Annotated in this window: 16 protein-coding genes, 1 pseudogene and 1 riboswitch; of the genes and pseudogenes, 13 read left to right on the top strand and 4 right to left on the bottom strand. The window is 46.9% G+C overall.

The window, feature by feature from the left end:
* The first annotated feature begins 90 nt into the window (after positions 1 to 90).
* The 5 genes and pseudogenes from MUB23_RS06185 to MUB23_RS06165 all read left to right on the top strand — a co-directional run bounded on the left by MUB23_RS06185 (position 91) and on the right by MUB23_RS06165 (position 6083).
* Positions 91 to 987, top strand: coding sequence for a DUF6414 family protein (locus MUB23_RS06185; RefSeq protein ID WP_244799475.1), 897 nt, complete (start codon positions 91 to 93; stop codon positions 985 to 987).
* A gap of 402 nt (positions 988 to 1389) precedes the next feature.
* A complete protein-coding gene (locus MUB23_RS06180) occupies positions 1390 to 1665 on the top strand; it encodes a DUF262 domain-containing protein (protein ID WP_244799473.1) in 276 nt (91 codons plus the stop codon).
* A 30-nt stretch (positions 1666 to 1695) separates the two neighbouring features.
* On the top strand, positions 1696 to 2625 hold the full coding sequence (locus tag MUB23_RS06175; RefSeq protein WP_244799472.1) for an HNH endonuclease: 930 nt from the start codon (positions 1696 to 1698) through the stop codon (positions 2623 to 2625).
* Positions 2626 to 3588: 963 nt separating this feature from the next.
* Positions 3589 to 4678 (top strand): annotated as a pseudogene (locus tag MUB23_RS19980) (integrase core domain-containing protein); the annotation flags it as partial.
* A gap of 346 nt (positions 4679 to 5024) precedes the next feature.
* Positions 5025 to 6083, top strand: coding sequence for a deoxyribonuclease IV (locus tag MUB23_RS06165; RefSeq protein ID WP_330641801.1), 1059 nt, complete (start codon positions 5025 to 5027; stop codon positions 6081 to 6083).
* A gap of 137 nt (positions 6084 to 6220) precedes the next feature.
* Here the strand turns inward: MUB23_RS06165 and MUB23_RS06160 are convergent, their stop codons facing one another.
* Together MUB23_RS06160 and MUB23_RS06155 are read right to left on the bottom strand one after the other, a co-directional pair.
* Complete coding sequence (locus MUB23_RS06160) at positions 6221 to 6742, bottom strand: hypothetical protein (RefSeq protein WP_244799471.1); 522 nt, start codon at positions 6740 to 6742, stop codon at positions 6221 to 6223.
* 25 nt (positions 6743 to 6767) lie between these two features.
* Positions 6768 to 7175: a DUF4430 domain-containing protein gene (locus tag MUB23_RS06155; protein WP_244799469.1), complete on the bottom strand. Its 408-nt coding sequence runs from the start codon at positions 7173 to 7175 to the stop codon at positions 6768 to 6770.
* A gap of 78 nt (positions 7176 to 7253) precedes the next feature.
* A riboswitch (adenosylcobalamin (AdoCbl) riboswitch) is annotated at positions 7254 to 7396 on the bottom strand.
* 219 nt (positions 7397 to 7615) lie between these two features.
* On the opposite strand from MUB23_RS06155, the gene MUB23_RS06150 reads away from it, so the two are divergent.
* The 3 genes from MUB23_RS06150 (at position 7616) to MUB23_RS06140 (ending at position 9427) form a co-directional block, all read left to right on the top strand.
* Positions 7616 to 8368 carry a sugar phosphate isomerase/epimerase family protein gene (locus tag MUB23_RS06150; protein ID WP_244799467.1) on the top strand — a complete coding sequence of 251 codons (753 nt, stop codon included), beginning with the start codon at positions 7616 to 7618 and terminating at the stop codon, positions 8366 to 8368.
* Positions 8369 to 8536: 168 nt separating this feature from the next.
* Complete coding sequence (locus MUB23_RS06145) at positions 8537 to 9154, top strand: HDIG domain-containing metalloprotein (RefSeq protein ID WP_244799466.1); 618 nt, start codon at positions 8537 to 8539, stop codon at positions 9152 to 9154.
* Positions 9155 to 9166: 12 nt separating this feature from the next.
* Positions 9167 to 9427 carry a hypothetical protein gene (locus tag MUB23_RS06140; RefSeq protein WP_244799464.1) on the top strand — a complete coding sequence of 87 codons (261 nt, stop codon included), beginning with the start codon at positions 9167 to 9169 and terminating at the stop codon, positions 9425 to 9427.
* A 134-nt stretch (positions 9428 to 9561) separates the two neighbouring features.
* Here MUB23_RS06140 and MUB23_RS06135 read toward each other — a convergent pair whose 3' ends face one another.
* Positions 9562 to 9804, bottom strand: coding sequence for an HTH-like domain-containing protein (locus MUB23_RS06135; protein ID WP_244799463.1), 243 nt, complete (start codon positions 9802 to 9804; stop codon positions 9562 to 9564).
* A gap of 278 nt (positions 9805 to 10082) precedes the next feature.
* Between MUB23_RS06135 and MUB23_RS06130 the strand changes: the two genes are divergently transcribed.
* Complete coding sequence (locus tag MUB23_RS06130; RefSeq protein WP_244799462.1) at positions 10083 to 12920, top strand: AAA family ATPase; 2838 nt, start codon at positions 10083 to 10085, stop codon at positions 12918 to 12920.
* On the top strand, positions 12913 to 13998 hold the full coding sequence (gene mcrC / locus MUB23_RS06125) for a 5-methylcytosine-specific restriction endonuclease system specificity protein McrC (RefSeq protein WP_244799460.1): 1086 nt from the start codon (positions 12913 to 12915) through the stop codon (positions 13996 to 13998). Before MUB23_RS06130 ends, mcrC begins: the two co-directional genes overlap by 8 nt.
* Before the next feature lie 3 nt (positions 13999 to 14001).
* Here the strand turns inward: mcrC and MUB23_RS06120 are convergent, their stop codons facing one another.
* Positions 14002 to 16773: an ATP-binding protein gene (locus MUB23_RS06120; protein ID WP_244799459.1), complete on the bottom strand. Its 2772-nt coding sequence runs from the start codon at positions 16771 to 16773 to the stop codon at positions 14002 to 14004.
* A gap of 383 nt (positions 16774 to 17156) precedes the next feature.
* Between MUB23_RS06120 and MUB23_RS06115 the strand changes: the two genes are divergently transcribed.
* From MUB23_RS06115 to MUB23_RS06105, 3 genes are all read left to right on the top strand, one after another.
* Positions 17157 to 18371, top strand: coding sequence for a transglutaminase domain-containing protein (locus tag MUB23_RS06115; RefSeq protein WP_244799458.1), 1215 nt, complete (start codon positions 17157 to 17159; stop codon positions 18369 to 18371).
* 86 nt (positions 18372 to 18457) lie between these two features.
* The gene (locus MUB23_RS06110; protein WP_244799456.1) at positions 18458 to 19222 is read left to right on the top strand and encodes a GNAT family N-acetyltransferase; all 765 of its coding nucleotides are present in this window, start codon (positions 18458 to 18460) and stop codon (positions 19220 to 19222) included.
* A 53-nt stretch (positions 19223 to 19275) separates the two neighbouring features.
* Entirely contained in the window at positions 19276 to 20613 is a 1338-nt protein-coding gene (locus MUB23_RS06105) for an MATE family efflux transporter (protein WP_244799455.1), read from the top strand.
* Positions 20614 to 20685: the final 72 nt, after the last annotated feature.

The following is a 20685-nucleotide window of genomic DNA, read 5'->3' as shown; positions in this document are numbered from 1 at the left end:
TATCACAGCCTCAACATATTGTGAGGTTTGTGTGAAATTGTGTCGAAAATAAAGTAGAATTACAAAAACATATAAAGAAAGGATAATGAAATGTATAATAATGTTAAATTGGAACACCTCATTGTTCCTGCCTATATTAATGAAAAAATTGTTTTAGATATGCTTGCCATTATGGAAGATGGCTTTTCTATGGTCAGTCAGGTAAATTATACGGAGCATAAAGAAAATAATTCTTCACAGAGGTTGGAGGGTGGTGTATCAACATCCGCTACTATTTTAAGCAAACTGCTTAAAATTAATATATCTGGAGAATTGGCCCATAGCGGAAATAATGGTGAGAATGAAAGCGTTGAGAAAGAAAAGGTTCATACTAACGTATCATTGCTTTCTAAATTTCGCAGCTTTTTGCTTAATGAAAAAATTTTGAATTTAGACTTTGATGTTTCAAAAATGCGAATTGGTGATTTCATTGAAGTTGAAGGAGAACTTCAAAAGAATCCGTTGATAAATTACATGGACATATTTGTTGATGTTTTTCGTATGGCAGATATTTTTACTGAAAAACCCCAGCTAGGTGGTAAGAATCAGGCAAAGAATCAAAAACAGCAGGAGAGTGAAACGGTACGGCAAATTAAATCTTTTGCTGATGAGTTAAAACATACAGGGACTATTGACTTTATACTGACAGATGAAAAAGGAACTGTAGTCCTTTCTGCACAGGAACAGTATTTATCTAATGATAATATTTCGGAAATTCTTGGAGGGCGTTTTAGGGTATTAGGTAAGGTTATTGCAATTTGTAAGAATCAGACTGAAAATATTGATCTTTTGAGAAAAACAACGCTGTCAGTTTTGCCCGAGGAAATGTTGAACGAAATGTTTGCAGGCTTTAATACGGATGATACTAAACAGTTTAACTTGCCAGAATTAAAGACGAAGATTTCAGGTCCTGCTGTAATCGTAATTCCGATTGCCATATATGCATAAGGGAAATAGTTTCTGTTATTTACCTTTTTACGCAGAATGAGAAAGTGTAAAGGTAGATATAGATAAGTTTTGAGTTATCGCCGGTTACAAAAGGAAAGGTTTTTATGTGTGCCGGATTTTTCGCCAAGGTCTAATCACGCCTTTCGGGAATCTTTTTCACACCCTCAACACATTGCGAGGTTTGTGTCGAATTGCGTCGGAAATAGGAATATAGGGATTCGATAAAGGACGGGAGAAACCGCTATGAAAATAATAAAGAATTGTATACAATGCAAAGCATGTGGTGAGGTGTTATATTAATATAACACCAAAAAAGTAAATCTAAAATTATGAATTCAGTGAGAACAATTGGCATACGAATTGATGATTAAGTAATGATAGTTAAGGAGAACTAATAGATAAATGAATACATATAATGGAGTCACTATTCACACAGAGTCGAAAGAATTGTCATTATCACAGCTAAAAGAAATGTATGATGCAAATGATATTATTACAGATCCGGACTATCAACGCAAATATATTTATGATACTAAACGCGCATCTAGTTTAATAGAATCGGTTTTATTAGGAATACCCATTCCAATAATATATTTATGTGAAGAAGACGACGGCGTATATTCAGTGATTGATGGGCAACAACGGATAACGTCATTTGTAAAATTTCTAAAGAATTAGTATTCGTTAATTGGTTTATCTCAACTAAGCATGTTAAATGACAAATATTTTAAAAATTTGGATAAAAATATACAACGTAAGTTAAATGTAAGTTGTCTGAAGACTATTTGTCTGGGAAGAGAATCTCAAGATTTAAAGTATGAAATTTTCTCCAGGCTTAATTTAGGTGCAGTATCACTAAAACCACAAGAATTGCGTAATTGTATTTATCGAGGCAGCTTTAATAATATGCTAAAAGAAATTGTTTTAAAAAATAGTCAGCTGATTGAATTATTTCACGATAAAGACAATAGAAGTATATATGAGGAAAGAATATTAAGGTTCTTTGTTTTAAGAGAATCAATGATTCTTGATGATACTTATGTAAATGCTATGAATAAATATATGTCTATTCATCAGAATGATAATGATTCTGAAATACAAAAAGCAAAGCTTTTGTTTAACAGCACTATTGATACTGTAAAAATGATTTTAGGGAATACAGCTTTTTTTGCTTATGAAGAAAAAGGCAGGAAAAAATTTAACGGTGCGGTTTATGATTCTATTATGATTCCGTTCTCTTTTTATGAAAAATGTGATTTGATAAATCATGCAGATGCAATTAGGAGTGCGATAGAAAAAGTGAAAATGTTTGATGAAAATTATAAAAACAATGTTTATGCGGGAACAAATTCGAGAAAAAAGGTTTTTGGAAGAATTAGTAGAATATGGAGTCTGTTAATAACGGTAGTTGGTAAAAGTGGAATGGAGAAAGGAAATAGATTTTTTACAGACAATGTGAGAAACCAGCTCTTTTATAAAGGATGTAAATGTGGCTATTGTGGAAATGAAATTTTAAATATGAATGATTGCGAAATAGATCATGTTATTCCTTTTTCTAAAGGTGGATCTACTGATCTCAAAAATGCGCAGTTGTTACATAGATATTGCAATCAAATAAAAGGTAATGATTTACAATAATTGATTATGCATTCCTTGTTAAACTGGATGTAATAATCAGCACCAAGATCTTTGAAAACTACTCCGTATTTGAGGACATGATAAATGGCAATGAACATTGAAGGGATAGTCTTAACATACGTGAGTTTATTTCCACGAGAGGTACTGATCCTTATAGACTGCACATGTAAGTATGAATTTTTATTCTTTACAGCTGCGTGGACGCAGGTAATCAGAGCGGTCTGCAGCAAGAAGTTTCCGTTTCTGGCCTTACCGAACTTCCGTTATTAGCATTTTTATTATCGCCGGAGCGTAACACGATCCACGAGGAAATATGCCTGTCTGTAGGGAAAAGGATTCCATATGGTGGGTATTGACCACCATGGCGTTCAAGTTAGAAGATTCAAGAAGGCCATATAGACGCTTCCAATAGGGTGCGGTGCCTTCCTTTGTAGTCATTTCGTAACTACCATTCCTGCTCCAGCCAGCTATTGCAAGAAGCTCTTTGGTGGTTACACCAAACGCCTGTACTTCCTGCTTGTGGCCTTTTCGAAAACAGGATCAATGAGTTCTTGTACATATCAATGCTGCAATTATTTTAGTGAATTTTATACATTCTGACATTTCTGGGTGAAGTTTATAATTGTGAAAATGCCTTGCGCCTGGAAGGAAGTACTGGTGGCACTTAAATGGATAAAAGATTTATTGGTAGGATAATAAAGCACATATATTCGATATTTAAGGTGGGGCAAAAGGAGTGAAATTCTTACCAGGGGGGAAAACCAAAGGGGAAAGAGGGGGGATATTCCAAATCAGTTAATTTATTATAAATAAAGAGCCGAACCTTTTGCCATGTAGCATTAAAGATAACTTTCACCGCATCTGGGAAGAATTGTCCTGTTGCAGAAGAGCGTTAAATAATAATTTTGTGAGGTTGGATCGTTGTTGTGTGGTGAGGCGTGAAGACTATTGTTTTTTGCACCTTATCCTTACAAGAACAACGGTTACAAAGGACAGCTTCTCTGCAAGGTCTGTGATACCCGATTCTCTCCCGAAGAAAGCCGTTTTTCCTAAGTCAAGCTCCGCTGCCCGCACTGTGGGAATACCCTCGTTCCCAAAAAGAACCGCAAGCACTTCATCATCCATAAATGTGTGAACCCCAAGTGTCCTTACTACCTTCACAATCTTCGTAAAGTCGATAAAAAGGATCTGAATGAAGACTATGGTAAATATAAATATAAACTCCACTACATCTACCGCGAATTTGAGATAGATTGTTTTCGCATGGATCTAAACTCTTTGCCAAAGAATGCCTCCTCCCTAAAGTTCAGCAAGTTTGATTCCAACACAATGGCCCTGTGACTGACTCTTCACGTAAATCTCGGGCTGTCTCTCAGGCCTTAAAGGATTTGTACAACATCTCCATTTCCCATCAGCAGATAGCGAATTACTGCAAGACTGTCGCTATCTGTATTAAGCCTTTTGTTGACAACTATGATTACGGCTCTGGCAGTGTCTTTGCTGCTGACGAAACCTATATCAAAATCCGTGGTATCAAGACTTATATCTGGTTCATCATGGATGCTGCAAAACGCTCTATCATCGGCTATCGGGTATCTTTCAACCGCGGGGTCGGCCTCTGCATTCTCGCCATGAGAATGGCTTTCCGCCACTTGAAGGTTATATCGCCTACCCTCTCGCCGCCCAGCAGTTCTTCCACGAGTTTGGCAAAAAATTCAAGTTTGAGAATACTCAGGTGATTGGACTTACCAACGACAATGAAGTATCCAAAGAGTTTCGTCCGTTCAATCAGATGATCGAACGGCTGAACCGTACCTATAAGGCTTCTTACAGGCCTACGAACGGTTTTGATAACATCAACGGCGCCAACTATGACCTGGCTCTCTGGGTTGCCTATTATAACTCTCTCCGGCCACATAAATATGCCGGATATAAAGGATTGAATGAGGTTGAGATGCTGAACGGAGCCGATAACATGCCTGGCAAGTGGCAGCTTCTCATTTTCCTCGGACAACAGACGATCCTGAATCTTCAAAACCAGGCATCAGCATAACGGAGCGGAACCGTTGTCAGGTGAACCGTGGAATAATGGAACGGAGTTCTGCTATGCCGTTAAAGTCATTTGACATGAGGTACACGGATTATCCTGTTCAGCAGAAAAGGGGCAGCTGCGCCCTTTTCCTGACTTCCGGCGAGGGTGGGTTCGGGCTCTGCCCTATACCCTCGGAGAGCTTTCAACTATCAATATTTGCAGTTTTCAAGGTTCATTTGAGCCTGTTTTTTTGACTCGTTTTTTTCATACATCACTTGACACTATCTAAATTGTTTTTATTATAAAGTTACTATCGCTATCGGAAATAGTCAATAGTATATCTAAATCATTTCTATAATATTGAAATATGGTTCAAATGACAGGACAAAATTATCGACTGGTACACCTTCGCCATATCGTAGCAGGTACCCCTCAATTTAACAATAAAGCAAGCGTAATCTGCGCCAGTTTCCTAAACTACTTACCGCATCTACCATCCACCCCACATAATATATCACCAAATACAAACAATAACCCCATGACAAACAATTCAACAGCCGGATCCTCTTCGGAAACCAAAGCACAACTAAAAATAGGCACTCATTTATCCGTAGCAAAGGGCTACACAGCGTTGGCAAAAAATGCGATCCAGATCGGAGCGAATACGTTTCAGCTCTTCATCCGCAATCCACGAGGAGCCAGGGCGAAAGAAATCAAACAAGATGAATTCGAGGCATTCCGGGATATCCTAAGAAAGCACAGTTTCACCCCTTTTCTGGCGCATGCGCCATATACCTTGAATCTTTGTTCATCCAGCCGGCATCTAAGGGAACTTTCTGTGCAGATGTTGGATGAGGATTTGAAGCGGATGGAATTTATGCCAGGGAATTTTTATAACCTTCATCCGGGCAATCGGTTAAAACAGTCGGTGGGCTGTGCGGTCGGTCAGATCGCAGAAGCGCTCAATCACGTTATGTTTCCGGATATGCAGACAACAGTTTTGCTGGAAACCATGTCTGGAAAAGGAAGCGAAGTCGGGCAGCGTTTCGAGGAGCTAAAGAATATATTGGACAGGGTAGAGCAGAAGGATAAAATAGGAATCTGCATGGATGCCTGTCATATGTGGGATTCGGGATACGATATTGTGAATCATTTGGATGAAGTCCTGGAGCAATTCGACCGTATCATTGGCCTGAAATATTTAAAAGCATTCCACATAAATGACAGCATGAACGATAGGGCAAGCCATAAAGATAGGCATACGCTTATTGGAAATGGAAAAATAGGTGAGGATACCATCCGAACGATTATCAATCATCCCTGCCTATATCAACTGTCGTTTATTTTAGAAACGCCGACGGATTTAAAGGGACATGCAGAGGAAATCAGGGTACTAAAAGAACAGTATGTCTGGGATAAAAGCTGAATGAATAGAAAACCTGAATGAGGCGCTCAGAGCGAATCGGATATCTTTCCGTAGATATTAGCGAAAACAACGTGAAATCACAATAAGACCATACGGGGGCGTAACAATGTCCCCCTTAAAATCCACCGTCAGGAAGCCTACGTCTGGCTTAACGCATCCTTCTCCCCCGAAGCGGTCCTCACCATCCGTGTCATCGCATAATGGAGAGGGCGGTACAAAAGCAGGCATAGCACAACATTTCCAATACAGTGAGCAATATCATAGGGGATTCCGGCGATCCAGTAAGCAATCCCAGCGCCCACGCCGCCAGCAAAAAAATAAGGAATCGCGCAGAGCATGCCGAAGCTCAGCCCATAAGCGCCGGAGATAATTGCCCAAAAAAGCGGGGAAGTGTTCTTTTTTCCCAGCAGCAAGACCAGGAGCGCCAATAAGGGCCAGATATAAAGGTAATTCAGCCACCAAATTCCGAATCCATAGAAAATACCTTCCAGGCCCACGAAAGCATAGATGATGAAAAATACTTTTTTCTTATAAATCTGCGTATAGAGGATCACGAGCAAAGTCACGACTTCAATATTAGGCAGATACGCCATGCCCACCTGCGCGGCAAAAATAATACCGGTCAGCATGGCAAGGATCACCAGGTCTTTTGTCTTCATATAATCCCTTCTTCCAAACCAGGAATCAATAACCTTCCGTCAATGTCAATTCAAATACGTCACCGTCCGCGATCGGAGTCTGGTCCGCGGAAGTGTTGACGGATTCGCCGCCCTTGGTGAGACACCACCATTGCTGCCGGGAAGCATCGGCTGTCTCGCCGTCCACAGTCGTGATAAACATGCCGTACTGGCCTTCCTCCCCTTCCACAAGCTTTTCTGCTTTCAAAACTTCACCGAGATAAGCGGCGTCTGTGTGATACTCCAAATCCTTCGCGCTCTGGTCACTGTGCACGACCTGGACCTGAATTGTTTTGGCGCCTTCTTCGCCTTTCGGCATAACATAGTAGTTGAGGAGCCATCCTGCCCCGCATATTACTGCCAAGGCAATCAAGCCGATGATCAGCCCCTTAGAACCGTTCTTGTTTTCTGTCATATTCCCTCCTCCTGTTCCCGGAACAAATAAAAAAGACAGGCGCACCTCCGGTGAGTAAACCTGTCTGGCCAATTTCTCTCAGAATGATTTGCTTTGAACGGAAGCTTCATTCCGCCTATCGGCAGGTAACCTGACTTGAAGGATAATCAATCCCCTTACAGTGACCTCATCGTTCAGGATTTTCACCTGATTCCCGCTGCCGGCAGGCACGATAAAACAAATTCATTTGTCAAAACATCCGGACTCCGCCAAGCTGGCCTATGGAGGCAGGAAGCGTCCCCGAATTTCTTTCAATATATCACGGGACCCCTGGTTTGTCCAGAAAAATCTACCCCAGGGAGGCAAAGGGAGGCGGCAGTTAAAAGGGAGACTTTAAAAGTGATCGTGACAGTGGTATGATTACATTAAAATGCGATGTTTCCATGAAGAAAGGTAGCCCAATGATATATATCAGCCATCTGCTCCCGGACGAAGAGATGAGAGACGTAATAGAAAAAACCGGAGCAGGAGTAGAAAGTATTGAATTTTCTGTATCGGAAAATCTGGATCATTTGTCAGAAAGCATTCGTTCCTACAAAAAACGCCTTCAGATGATGGGAACGGAGAAACTGACCATTCATGGGCCCTTTTTAGATTTGAATCCCATGGCATTTGACAAAGAAATCTACCGGGTGACAAAGATGCGGTACGAACAGGCATACATCGCGGCCTGCGAGCTGGGGGCCCGGAAGATCGTGTATCATACTTGCCTGTATCCGGACGCTTATTTATTGATCGGCTGGGCGGATCGGGTAGCCGAATTTTACCGGGAATTTCTTCAAAACAAAAAAGAAATGGAGATTGTACTAGAGAATGTTTTTGACCGGAAATGGGAACCTTTGAAAGAGGTCGTGGAAAAGGTGGGAATGCCCAATTTTCGGCTGTGCTTTGATGCCGGACACGCCAACTGTTTTTCCGAAGCCCCGATCTGTGACTGGACGGAGAACCTGGGAAACTATATCACCCATTTGCATCTTCATGACAATTCCGGCAGCCGGGATTCGCACCTTGGACTGGGCTGCGGCAATGTCCCGGTGGATCGTATTTTCTATTCATTGAGAGGACGAGCTTTTACTTGTGCAATCGAGTGTGGAACGAGAGAAGGGGTAATGCAGTCTTACTGCAGACTTTTGCAGCTTGGATATAAGGAATGAAGTGATAATTTTCCTCTGATTTAGAAATAATAGGAAAGGAAGAAAACCAGTTTTGAAACCAGAGAGAATCCGATCTCTCAGCCCAAAACGTTTTCAATTTTGTATTATAAGCAGACATGGGGCCGATACCAAATGGATCGGTTCGATTTCAGCGCGGGAGGAAGAAATATGAACCCGGAAGAATTCTTTCAGGAGATCGAAAATCATCTGCTTCTGGATGAAAAGCCATCAGAATACCTGGAGAGGGCGGGAGAATCCGAGATGTTTTGCCGGTATCCGTTTGAGATGCTGAGCCGGATGAAAGAAACGAAACAATCCCCCCAATACCACCCCGAAGGCAGCGTATGGATTCACACGATGATGGTGGTGGACACCGCGGCAAAATATCGGACTCGCAGCAGCGCCCCGCGGGCATTCATGTGGGCGGCCCTGCTCCATGATATCGGAAAACCGGCGGCCACCCAATACCGAAAGGGAAGGATTACCTCCTACAATCATAATTTGGTTGGCGAAAAGCTGGCACGGGAGTTCCTGGAAGCAGTTCAGGCGGAAAAAATGTTGATTGAAAAGGTCTGCGGGCTGGTGCGTTATCACATGCAGATCCTGTTTGTGACAAAGGGAGGAAAGCATGCGCAGTTAAAGGAAATGAAACGCCGGGTCGATATCAGAGAGGCTGCCTTGTTCGGATTTTGTGACAGGATGGGGCGCGGAAATGCGGATGTAAAGCGGGAAAAAGAGAATATTAAGAACTTCCTTCGGGCATGTGGTACAACGGAGTTTCAATGATAACGGAGCGGTGTGAGAAAGTTTGACGGATACAGCGGTTTTCATGCGTTGGCCGGTATGCAGGTGATGGGCACGGCGGAGATGGTGGAGCCGTGGTCAGAGGCGTATTTGGGCGTGCTCGCCAATAAAAAGATTCCAGCCGAGAATTTGAGAAAACTGTCCCATACCATGTATTGTATTAAAATCACTCCGATCCGGATCGATTTCCTCTGTTCGGAATTTAAGAAGATGGGTTTTGACTCCCGGCAGTCGCTGACATTTTCCAATCCATAAAAGAAGGCGGACTCCCCGTTGTCCGCGTGGATACGACCCGTGCTTTTTCTATCAAATCCAGGATCGCTGCTGCAAATGGAATTCCCGATGGCCCACCCGGTTCCCCAATTCCCTGGATCTAAAATCCCATCCCCTTAAAATTTCCCGGCATATTCCGGTTTTAACTCCACATACCGAGCCAGATTTTTGCCCTTATTGATCTCCGTCCAATAAGATTCCGAGATCTGAGCGGCTATCGCTACCTCAAGCGGTTTAATTCCGGCCTTATTCATCTGGTCGGCATAGATGATCCCGAAAAGATGGACCATAGCGACCTTGTTTGCCCCTTTGATCTCATACATTTCTCTAAGCTTTTTTCCGAATTCTAATACAGTCATGGCTCCTCCTATTTTGCGGATTGATTGGTTCCTTTTTCATAGCATACCACAGAAAATTGCCGCTGTGCTATGATTTTTCAGGGTCAGAAAGGATGTCTGACAGTGGCGTGTGAAAGCCGGCTGCGGCGGCCAAGGATGGAGCTCCGGCGGTTTGAATCCGGGGAGCAAGAATACATTTCTAACGGAATTTGTAATGGAAAAGAGTCAAATACTGAAATATATGGTATAATTTTACCAGCCATCTGCGCTTTCCATCAAACCACTTAGGAGGACACGCCATGATCAATTCAGAAGCCTTATCCGCCGTGATCACAGCATACAAAGAATATTTTCCCGGCCACTGGGTCAAAGAAAAGTATAAGTGGGAGGCGGTTAAACACTTCCAGTCCCACTGGGATCTTTCGGCTCCCAATTTTGCGTCTATGCTGGAAACTGCCACCGAGAAAACCGACAATCTTCTGACATCCGGATATTTCTACCCCAGGACCATGATCCTGAATTTCGCAAAAGCCGATCCGGAAGCGGTCCGGTCCATGTTTCAGAACCTGTATGATGAGACAAAAAGCTTAAGCAGCCGCGTCGACTGGTTCCAGTCCGAGTCCGACCGTCTCCGTATAAAATATGACGACGGCCATTGGAAACAGCACTATCAGAATACCAATGCCATCAGCACCTACTTGTGGCTGCGCTATCCCGACCGGTATTACATATACAAGTATTCCGAGTGCCTCGCCGTAGCGAAACAGCTGGAAAGCGATTTTATCCCGAAAAAGGAGCTGTCCGCCGCCAATATGATCCGAGGATTTCAGCTCTACGATGAGATCTGCGAGGAGCTGATAAAGGATCCCGCGCTGGATCAAATGTTCCGAAACGTGGTCACCGGCGCCATGGACCCGGATACCGAGAGAAAGACCATGACTATCGACGTTGGATTTTTTATCAGCCGGTTTTATTCCAGGGAAACCTCCGGCGATGCCGGAGAGTGGTTTCCGGCGGATTACAGCCCCAATCTTTCCGTGGATCAATGGAAAAAGCTGCTGTCCGACGATGCAGTGTTTTCTGTCAGCAGTCTGGAGATCATGAAACGGTTGAAGGATTACGGGGGAAAGGCCACCTGTTCCCAGCTTGCGGTCAAATACGGCAAGGACAAGAATTTTTACAAGACCGGATCCGCCTTTCTGGCGAAGAGAGTCGCGGACAAGACCGGCTGCCCCTTGATGCAGGATGCGGAAGGAAATACGAGATGGTGGCCGATATTATATATGGGGAAAAAAGCCGATGGAGAAATACAGGGCAGTTTCATCTGGAAACTGCGTGAGGAATTGAACGCTGCGCTGGATCAGACCGACCTGTCCGACATTTCTCTCTATGCGGGAACGGAGCCGGCGTTCTGGAAGATCAGCCATGGTCCGGATTTCTTCTCTGACAGCGAACTTCGGGCGCTCGAAGAAAAGCGAGTGATTGTGGTGAATAAGGACACAAAGCCCAAAGGGACCTGCAAGGTGAGCCAGGGCGACAGTTTTATGCTGTCCATGAAAAAGGGCGACTATTTTTATCTTTGCTACGGAAACAGCATTCAGCTGCTGGGCAGGATTTCTTCGGATGAGGCGACGGAAAATCCGGAAAAACAGGGCGGATGGTATCAACGGGAATATACGCTGATTGCAAAATCAAAAGACACATCTCCCTACACGGGCGCGCAAAAGTGGTGGACGCCCAATGACAATTCTACCTGCATCGAGGTGCGGGAAGGCGACCGGGCACAATGGGAAGCGTTGATCTTGCAGCCCTATTTTGGCCTGACGCTTCCCGCGCTCCTGGAGGATTCCCACGATGTCCGGGGCTATTGGTGGCTGAACGCGAATCCGAAGATCTGGAGTTTTGCCGGTCTTGCCGTCGGGGATGTGCAGAGCTATACCTTATACAATGACAATGGAAATAAGCGGCGAATCTTTCAGAATTTCTTGAATGCAAAAGCCGGGGACCTGGTGATCGGCTATGAATCCTACCCGGTCAAGCAGGTGGTGGCGCTCGCTGTCATCGCGCAGGAAAACGACGGAAAGAATCTTTATTTCAAAAAGGTGGAGAGTTTGACATCCCCGGTGGATTATCAGGTCTTAAAGAGCTGCCCGGAGCTGGAACGAATGGAGTATTTCACCAATTCCCAGGGGAGCCTGTTCCGGATTACCAAAGGGGAATACGATTTTATTCTGGACCTGATCCGTGAGAGCAATCCGGTCTCTTCGGCGGCAAAGGAAAAGGAACTGTATGACAGAAGTGCCTTTTTATCGGAAGTCTATCTGCCGCCGGATTCTTTCAACACGTTGGTTTCCTTGCTGCGGCACAAGAAAAACCTGATTCTCCAAGGGGCTCCGGGCGTGGGAAAGACCTTTGCGGCGAAACGCCTGGCCTATGCCATGATGGGGGAGAAGGACGATTCGCGGATCGAATTCATCCAGTTTCATCAAAATTACTCCTATGAGGATTTTGTCATGGGATACCGGCCCCAGGCGGATGGATTTCAGTTGACCAACGGCATCTTTTACAGGTTCTGCGTGCAGGCGGCCAACCACCCGGAAAAAGATTACTTTTTTATCATTGATGAGATCAACCGCGGCAATCTGAGCAAGATTTTCGGTGAACTGCTGATGCTGATCGAAAAGGATTACCGCGGGACCAAAGCGACGTTGGCTTACAGCGGCACGCCTTTCAGCGTCCCGGAAAATTTGTACCTGATCGGTATGATGAACACAGCGGACCGCAGTCTGGCCATGATTGATTACGCTCTGCGCAGGAGGTTCGGTTTTTTCGAGCTGGAACCAGGTTTTCACTCGGAAGGGTTTCAGACCTACCGGGAGAAGCTGGACAGTGAGATGTTCGACGTTTTGATCCAAAGGATTGATGCGCTGAACAGAGAAATCACGGCGGACCGTTCTCTGGGAAAGGGGTTTTGCATCGGACACAGCTACTTTTGCGGACAAAGCGAATGTACGGAAGAATGGATGAGGGAGGTTGTCTTCTATGATATTTTTCCGATGCTGGAGGAATATTGGTTTGACGAACCGGAGAAACTGCAGCAGTGGAAGAATACGCTGAGCGGTGTTTTCCATGATTAAAGACAAAGGGATCTGGATTAAGAATATTTACTATATGCTGACCTACGCGTTTCAGGTGCTGAGGCAGTCGGATTTCGAGGAAGTGGCGGCGGAAGAGTTTGACCAGACGGCGGATTTGTTTGCGGCAATTCTCGCAAAGGGCATTGCCCGCCAGGTTAAGCAGGGACTCTATCGGGAGTATGCTGTGCGGCAGAAGGATTTGCCGGCGCTTAAGGGGAAGCTGAATCTATATGGAACCATACAAAATCACTGGCAGGGCAAGCCTCGGCTTGCCTGCGAGTTTGACGAGCTGTCCGAGAATAATCAGTGGAACCAGATCCTAAAGACAGCTGTCTGGATCCTGCTGAAGGAACCGGCGGTAAAACAAAAACATAAAGCAGAGCTGAAAAAGGTGCTTTTGTACTTGGATGGCGTAGACCGGATTGATCCGGCCAAGATCCGCTGGGATCAGCTCCGTTTCCAGCGGAACAATCAGAACTACCGGATGCTGATCCATATTTGCTATTTTGTCCTGGACGGCCTTCTCCCGGCGGCGGAGCAAGGCCGGTACAAAATCGCTTCTTTCACTGAAAAACATATGGAGCAGCTGTTCGAGCGGTTTGTGCTGGAATATTTCCGCCGCCACCATCCGTATCTGGACGAAGTGAAGCGCGCGCAGATTCCCTGGAATCTGGATGACAGGGCAGATGAGAGCATGATCCGGTTTCTGCCCGTGATGCAGACTGATATTACCCTGCGGTATAAAGAACAGGTGCTGATCGTGGATACCAAATATTATTCTCACACCATGCAGTCGCAGTACGGAAACCATAAACTGCATTCCGGCCACCTGTATCAGATCTTTACCTACGTGAAAAATCGGGATGCAGAGAATACCGGCCGGGTATCCGGCCTGCTGCTCTATGCGAAAACAGAGGAAGCCATCGCCCCGGACTGCGAGTTTTCCTTCGGCGGCAATCGGATCAGCGCCAGGACCTTGGATTTGAACCGGGATTTCCGGGAGATCGCCGGACAGCTGGATCAAATAGCGCGGGCTTATTTCGGGGAACAGGAATTGCGGGAGCCTTTTGGGCCATGAGAGCTATTCTTTCTGCCCCACCGATTCCCACAGGACGCGGTACAACTGTTCCACATCGAACGGCTTGGGAAGGAACCCTGTCATTCCGGCATTCGATGCCTGTTCCCGGTCTTCCTGGAAGGTATTGGCGGTCATGGCTAGAATCGGGACTGCGTCTGCATCAGGGCGGTCCATGGCGCGGATTTCCCTTGTGGCGGTCAAACCATCCTTGACCGGCATATTGACGTCCATAAGGATTAAGTCATAATACCCGGCGGGATGGCTGGCAAAAAGATCAACGGCCTGCTGTCCATTTTCCGCCCATTCTACCTGGATATTTTGCAGTGCAAGGAGCTCCATGGCGATTTCTGCGTTGATTTCGTTATCTTCTGCCAGAAGAACCTTAAGCCCATTCAATTCCGGCAGTTCATTTTCGGTGAGAGATGGTTTCTTTTCCCAAGTTCCCCGGTACATGGGAAGCTGGATGGTGAAATAAAATTCGGAGCCTTCTCCAGCAGTGCTTTTTACCTGGAGATCACCCCCCATCAACCGTACGAGACTTCGGCTGATGGACAGGCCGAGTCCGGTGCCCGGCACTTTCCGGTTTCCGCCTTCCGACTGCTCAAAGGAGTGGAAAACGCGTTCCAGATCCTCCTCCTTGATCCCGATCCCGGTATCTTTGACGCAGAATAAAAGGCCAGCCAGGTCCCCGCTCCGGCTTGTCTCCGAGATGGATAGGGTAACCCTTCCTCCCTTGTCCGTAAATTTACAGGCATTGGAGAGCAGGTTGGTTAAAATCTGGTGGATCCGCATTTCATCGCCGATGTATAGGGAGTTGGACGGCGGGCAGTCGAAAAGAAGGCGAACCCCTTTTTGTTCCGCCTGAATCAAAAACATATTTTTCAGTTGGTCAACCGTCTCGCCCAGGTCAAACGGGGCTGTCTCCAATTTCATTTTTTGGCAATCGATTTTAGACATGTCCAGCACATCGTTGAGCAAAGAGAGCAGAAATTTGGCTGAGGAATCAATTTTAAGCAGGTCCTCCTTGACGACGGGAGGGGCTTCTTCGGTCATCAGGGCCAGATTGGTCAAACCGATGATCGCGTTCATGGGGGTGCGGATCTCATGGGACATCCGTGACAGGAAATCCGATTTTGCCCTGCTTGTTTCCTCGGCTTTCTCCAATTTCAGGCGCATCATCTTTGTCTTCATCTTATAGATGTTGACCAGCAAAATGATGGCGGATACGAGAATGACAAAACCTACGCAGATGGAAATCACCATGACGGGGTTCGTGTAAAGCAGGCTCTTGACCGTTACGGCGCTGGAGCGGGTGGCCAGCAAATCCTGAGAGGAAATGCTGTTCAGTTCATCCTCCGACAGGTTATAGATGGCTTTGTTTAATACGGAGTACAGGCAGACATTGGCCGGGGAGGCGAGGGCCAGCGTCAGTTCTTCTTCCTCATTGGTATCAGCTAATATCGTGATATTGGCATAATAGTTTTTCGTGTATAAGTCTTCCACAAAGGCGGCCGGAATCTGCGTGTAATCTGTTTCCCCCCGGTTTACGGCATTAAGGCAATCCTCATAGGTTTCATAATACCGAATGGAATCCCCCTCATTGCGCGGTTTCGTGTCCTTTCCGGACGGCAGGGCCATCATCAGGTAGCCGGAGGAGGGATTTGACTGTTTGTTGCGCAGGATGACGGAATCCAGCGCGGCAAAGCGCGCAGTGCGGACCAGCTGAAGCGAATCCGCCGAATAGTCGTCGTTCATAAAACATCCGATTAAATCCGCTTTGCCGGATTGAACGATTTCCAGCAGTTCTCCATAGGAGGAAGCGCCGGTATATTCAAACGTAAGTCCGGTCCGACCGGCAACCAGATTCAGGCACGCGGGGATCATCCCTTTGATTTCCCCATCCTCCTCATAATAAAGGGGATGCCGGTCCTCCAACACCGCAACGGAAATAGGCTTGCTGTTTTGGATAAACTGGCTCTCTTCCTCGGTGAAGACGATGGAATTGATGTATTGGCTTGGAAAATATTTATTGTAGAGATCGGCGGCGAAATTGGGGTTTGCGGAATAGATGGCGCTCATGGCCTCGGACAGCTGTTCACACAAATCTGGTCTTTTGCTGGACGTGACAATGTAGTAAGGGTCGGCTTCGATCTTGGCGGCAACATTATAAGAATCTTTCATGTAGACGTCGCTGCCGTATAGGAGATCGACTTCCTGCTTCTCTAAGCAGGCTTCATAATCTTCGATGGTCTCGTAATAGACCAGCTCGCATTCGATCTTATTGAAATCTAGAAATTTTTCTAGACGATTAATTTTGCTGGTGGCTTTTTTCAACACGCCAATTTTCTTTCCATTGAGAGTAGTATGGTCGAAATTTTTGATGGAATTGTCGTCCTGACGGTAGATCAGAAGGGAGTAGTTGGAACCCATCACATACTTCGGGTAGCAATAATATTCCTTATAATTTTCTCCATAGTACATGCCGCCCATCAGATCATATTTTCCCTCGGTCATTTCGTTTAACAATTCGCTGGCATCTCCAGTGACAAATTCGTACTTCCAGCCCGTATATTTCGAGATCTCGTGAAGCCAGTCATAGACACAGCCCCCATACGTACCGTCTTCATAGACCTCATTGATTCCGGTATTTTCCGGAAAAGCGACGGTCAAAACCGTGGAGGAATCCGTTTCCTCCGCATGTACAGGAACGCAGAAAGCAGTCAGAGTCAGAAATAAGATGGTGGTCTTAAGAATGTGGTTGGCCCAGCTCTTCATCTTTTGTTACTCCTTTTTGTCTATACCGACGATTATTCCCGCAAAAGGCTTAACGCGAGGTGTGCGGCGGACCTCATGGAAGGGACACTTTTTGCATGGAAGCATTTAACAGAGAGGCATTTCCATCACATAAAACGAAGGAAATGCGCGGTCCCAGGTGAGATTTTCAGCGGCTTCAGTAAAATGTTGTAAACCTATTATGATATCAGTATAGTAAATCGAGACATTCTTTGCAAGGGCTTTCGCCGGATTCAGCCGGCATTTGCCGGTCAAGGCCTCCGGGGCTGCGGGAAAAAGCTATTTACAATCCAATCATTTCTGATAAGATGGTAGAAGAGACAAACGAGGCTGTACACGGAAGTGGATCAAAGAGGAGAATGATTTTGAGAGAAAAACGGGGAAAGAGAGCCGCCCTGCTTTTTTTGACAGCGGTACTTTTTTTGAATGGCTGCAATCGGGGAAACACGGAACAAGGTCTTTTTTGGGGTGGGGAGGAAAGCCGGACGGATTGGCAGACGGCGGGAAGCGACGCGGCGGGAGAATCCGCGGCGGCCCTGGAAACCGGCGAGAACCGCTACGCAAGAGGAGTCCTAGACAGCCGGGAGCAGGAAGTATATGATCGTATGGCAGCGGCAGTTGCCGACTGTGAGCCGTCCGTGATCACCCAGGGCGTTTCGGAGGAGGAAATCCTTCGGGCCGGGGAGGCGCTGCGGATGGATTGGCCGGAGTTTTTCTGGCTGTCCGGGGGGAGCAGACTGAATACCCACACATTAAATGGGATTGTGATGGATATTACTTATTATTTTGAATATTCCATGGGGAAAGAGGAGCTTCCTGCCGCGAAGAAAGAAGTGGAGGCTGCGGCGGACCGTCTGCTTTCCGGGATTTCGGACTCCTGGACGGATTATGAAAAGGTAAAGGCCGTGTACGACCGGGTCATTTTGCAGACCGATTACCAGGAGGGACAAAACGACCAGTCAATGTACCACGTAATCACAAAGGGCGAAGGGGTGTGTGCCGGTTATGCGAGGACGGTCCAGTATCTTTTGAACCGTTTGGGGATTTTCTGCACCTTTGTAAGCGGGACGGCGGAAGGCGGAAGCCATGCCTGGAATTTGGTCCGGCTGGACGGCGACTATTACTATTTGGATCCGACCTGGGGGGACCCGGTTTTTTCCGGTGAAACAGAAGCTCCGAAAGACTTCATCGATTACAGCTATTTCTGCGTCACGTCGGGGGAGCTGTTCCGAACCCACCAGCCCGACGGCCAATGGGAACTCCCGGTGTGTACCGCCACCGCGTGCAATTATTTTGTGAAGAACAACCTGCTGTTTTCCGGTTATGAGAAAGAACGGCTTCAGCAGGTGTTCTCAGAAGCCGCCGCGGAAGAAAAGGCGGATCTTGTGATACGTTTTACGGACTCCTCGGTCCGTTCCGAGGTCATGGGGCAGCTTGTGGATGAGAAGGAGATCTACGGCCTGTTGGAGCTGGCAGCGGAACAAAATCCGCGGCTGGTCACGGACCGGATTCAATATTTGGAGAGCGAAGCGTGGAACGGCGCTCATTTCAGGCTCCTGTATGAAGAGGAGAGGACATGATTCGTAAAATTCGCTTGGAAGACAGGGAACGCGTGATGCAGATTTGGCTGAGCGCCAATCTGCGGGCGGGATAGAGGAGGAAACGAATGATTGTTAAAATGGAAGATCCGGGAAAAGCGGAACGGCTTTTTAAAGGGTGGCAGGAGGCAATGATTCTATCCTGCCTCCAGGGCGTGATGGGGGCGGTCTATGGGGACGCGCCGGAGAACCCGAAATCAGCGGCGGCAATCCTGGGAGACTTTTGCCTTTTTGCAGGACAGCCGGATCCGGAATTGGTTCGATTCCGTCCGGAAAGCTCCACGAAGTTTCGGATTCTGGTGCCAGGGAATGAAGCGTGGGGACGCTTGATTGAGGCTTGCTTTGGCAGCAGCGCGAAAAAAATAGAACGGTATGCGATCCGGAAGGAAGCCGGTGGATTTTCGAAGGAGCACCTTCAGGCAGCGGCAGATTCGCTGAAAACCGGCTATTCCATGCGGATCATTGACCGGGAGCTGTATGAAAAATGTGGAGAAAACGATTGGAGCAGGGATTTGGTTTCCCAATTCAACAGCTATGCCCGGTACCGGGATCTGGGACTGGGAATGGCGGTTTTGAAAGGGGATCTGCTGGTGTCCGGGGCCTCCTCCTATGCCCGGTACCGGGAGGGGATCGAAATTGAGATCGATACCAGGGAGGAATACCGGGGGCAGGGGCTGGCCTACGCCTGCGGCGCGGGGCTGATCTTGGAATGCCTGAAACGGGGGCTGTACCCAAGCTGGGACGCCCATGACAGGCGGTCGGTGGCCTTGGCGGAGAAGCTGGGGTATCATTTGGATCATGGGTATACGGCCTATGAAGTGTGGGATCTCTGATCTCAGCGCGGGAGACGCTTGCCAGGTATCTGTGGAATAAAGGAGACTAGATTGTGCAGCAAAATCTTTTGAACGGCAATATAACAAAAAACCTGCTGCGGTTTGCGCTGCCGATGATGCTCGGCAGCTTACTGCAGCAGATGTATAATGTGGCGGACACCTGGATTGTCGGCCGCTATTTGGGCTCCCATGCCTTGGCTGCCGTCGGCTCTTCCTATACGTTAATGACCTTTTTGACTTCGATTCTGCTGGGGCTCTGCATGGGCAGCGGGGCTGTTTTTTCCCTTTCTTTCGGGGAGCAGGACGAGGAAAAATTAAAGGCCAGCATCTTTCATTCGTTTGTGCTGATTGCGCTGGTATCCATTTTGATTAATCTTTTGGTTCTGCTGGGCATTGACCCGATTATCCGGCTTTTGCAGGTCCCGGAGGAACTATATGAGTTGATGCGGGCCTACCTTTGGATTATTTTTTGGGGAATCAGCGCGACGTTTCTGTACAATTATTTTGCCTCTCTTTTGAGAGCGGTGGGAAACTCCACCACGCCTTTGATCTTTCTTGGAATATCGGCCGGGCTGAACATCGCTCTGGATTTTCTGTTTGTTCTTGGTTTTCATTGGGGCGTGGAAGGAGCGGCGGCCGCAACGGTGATCGCCCAGTATGGCTCCGGCCTTGGGATCGTGATTTATACGTGGAGACGGTTCCCGCAGCTGAAGATCAACCGGCGCCATATGGTGTGGAATCCCCGGATTTTGAAAGAAATCGCAAGCCTTTCCTTTTTAACATGTATCCAGCAGTCGGTGATGAATTTCGGCATTTTGCTGGTTCAGGGGCTTGTCAACAGCTTTGGGGCCGTGGTGATGGCGGCGTTTGCAGCTGCGGTGAAGATAGATTCTTTCGCCTACATGCCGGTGCAGGAGTTCGGCAATGCGTTCTCCACATTTATTGCCCAGAATTACGGGGCCAAAAAACACGACCGGATCACCAAAGGAATTCGCAGCGCCGTGTGCACTTCTTTTGTGTTCAGCGCTGCGGTGAGCCTCGTGGTCTGCGTCTTTGCGCGCCCGCTGATGCAGATTTTCGTGCGCCCGGAGGAAACGGAAATTATTGCGGTGGGCGTAGGGTATCTACGCATTGAGGGAGCTTTTTATTTTGGCATTGGCCTGCTGTTTTTGCTGTATGGATTTTACCGGGCGGTTAAGATGCCGGGAATGTCAGTGGTCCTGACGGTAATTTCGCTGGGGACCCGCGTGATCTTGGCGTACGTCCTGTCCGCGGTGCCGGGAATCGGTGTGCTGGGCATTTGGGCGGCGGTACCGATCGGATGGGTGCTGGCGGATCTGGCGGGAGCCGGACGCTACTTGCTGGGATGGAGGCGGAAGACCAAAAACTGAAACCCAAAATAGATTTTCTTAAAGTTTTATGATATAATAAAACCCGAATGTCCCATACCAAAGAGGAGGATG

This window comes from Cuneatibacter sp. NSJ-177 (assembly GCF_022867805.1).
In the GTDB taxonomy this organism is placed as follows: Bacteria; Bacillota; Clostridia; order Lachnospirales; family Lachnospiraceae; genus Pseudolachnospira.
This window is presented reverse-complemented; position numbering and strand designations above follow the sequence as displayed.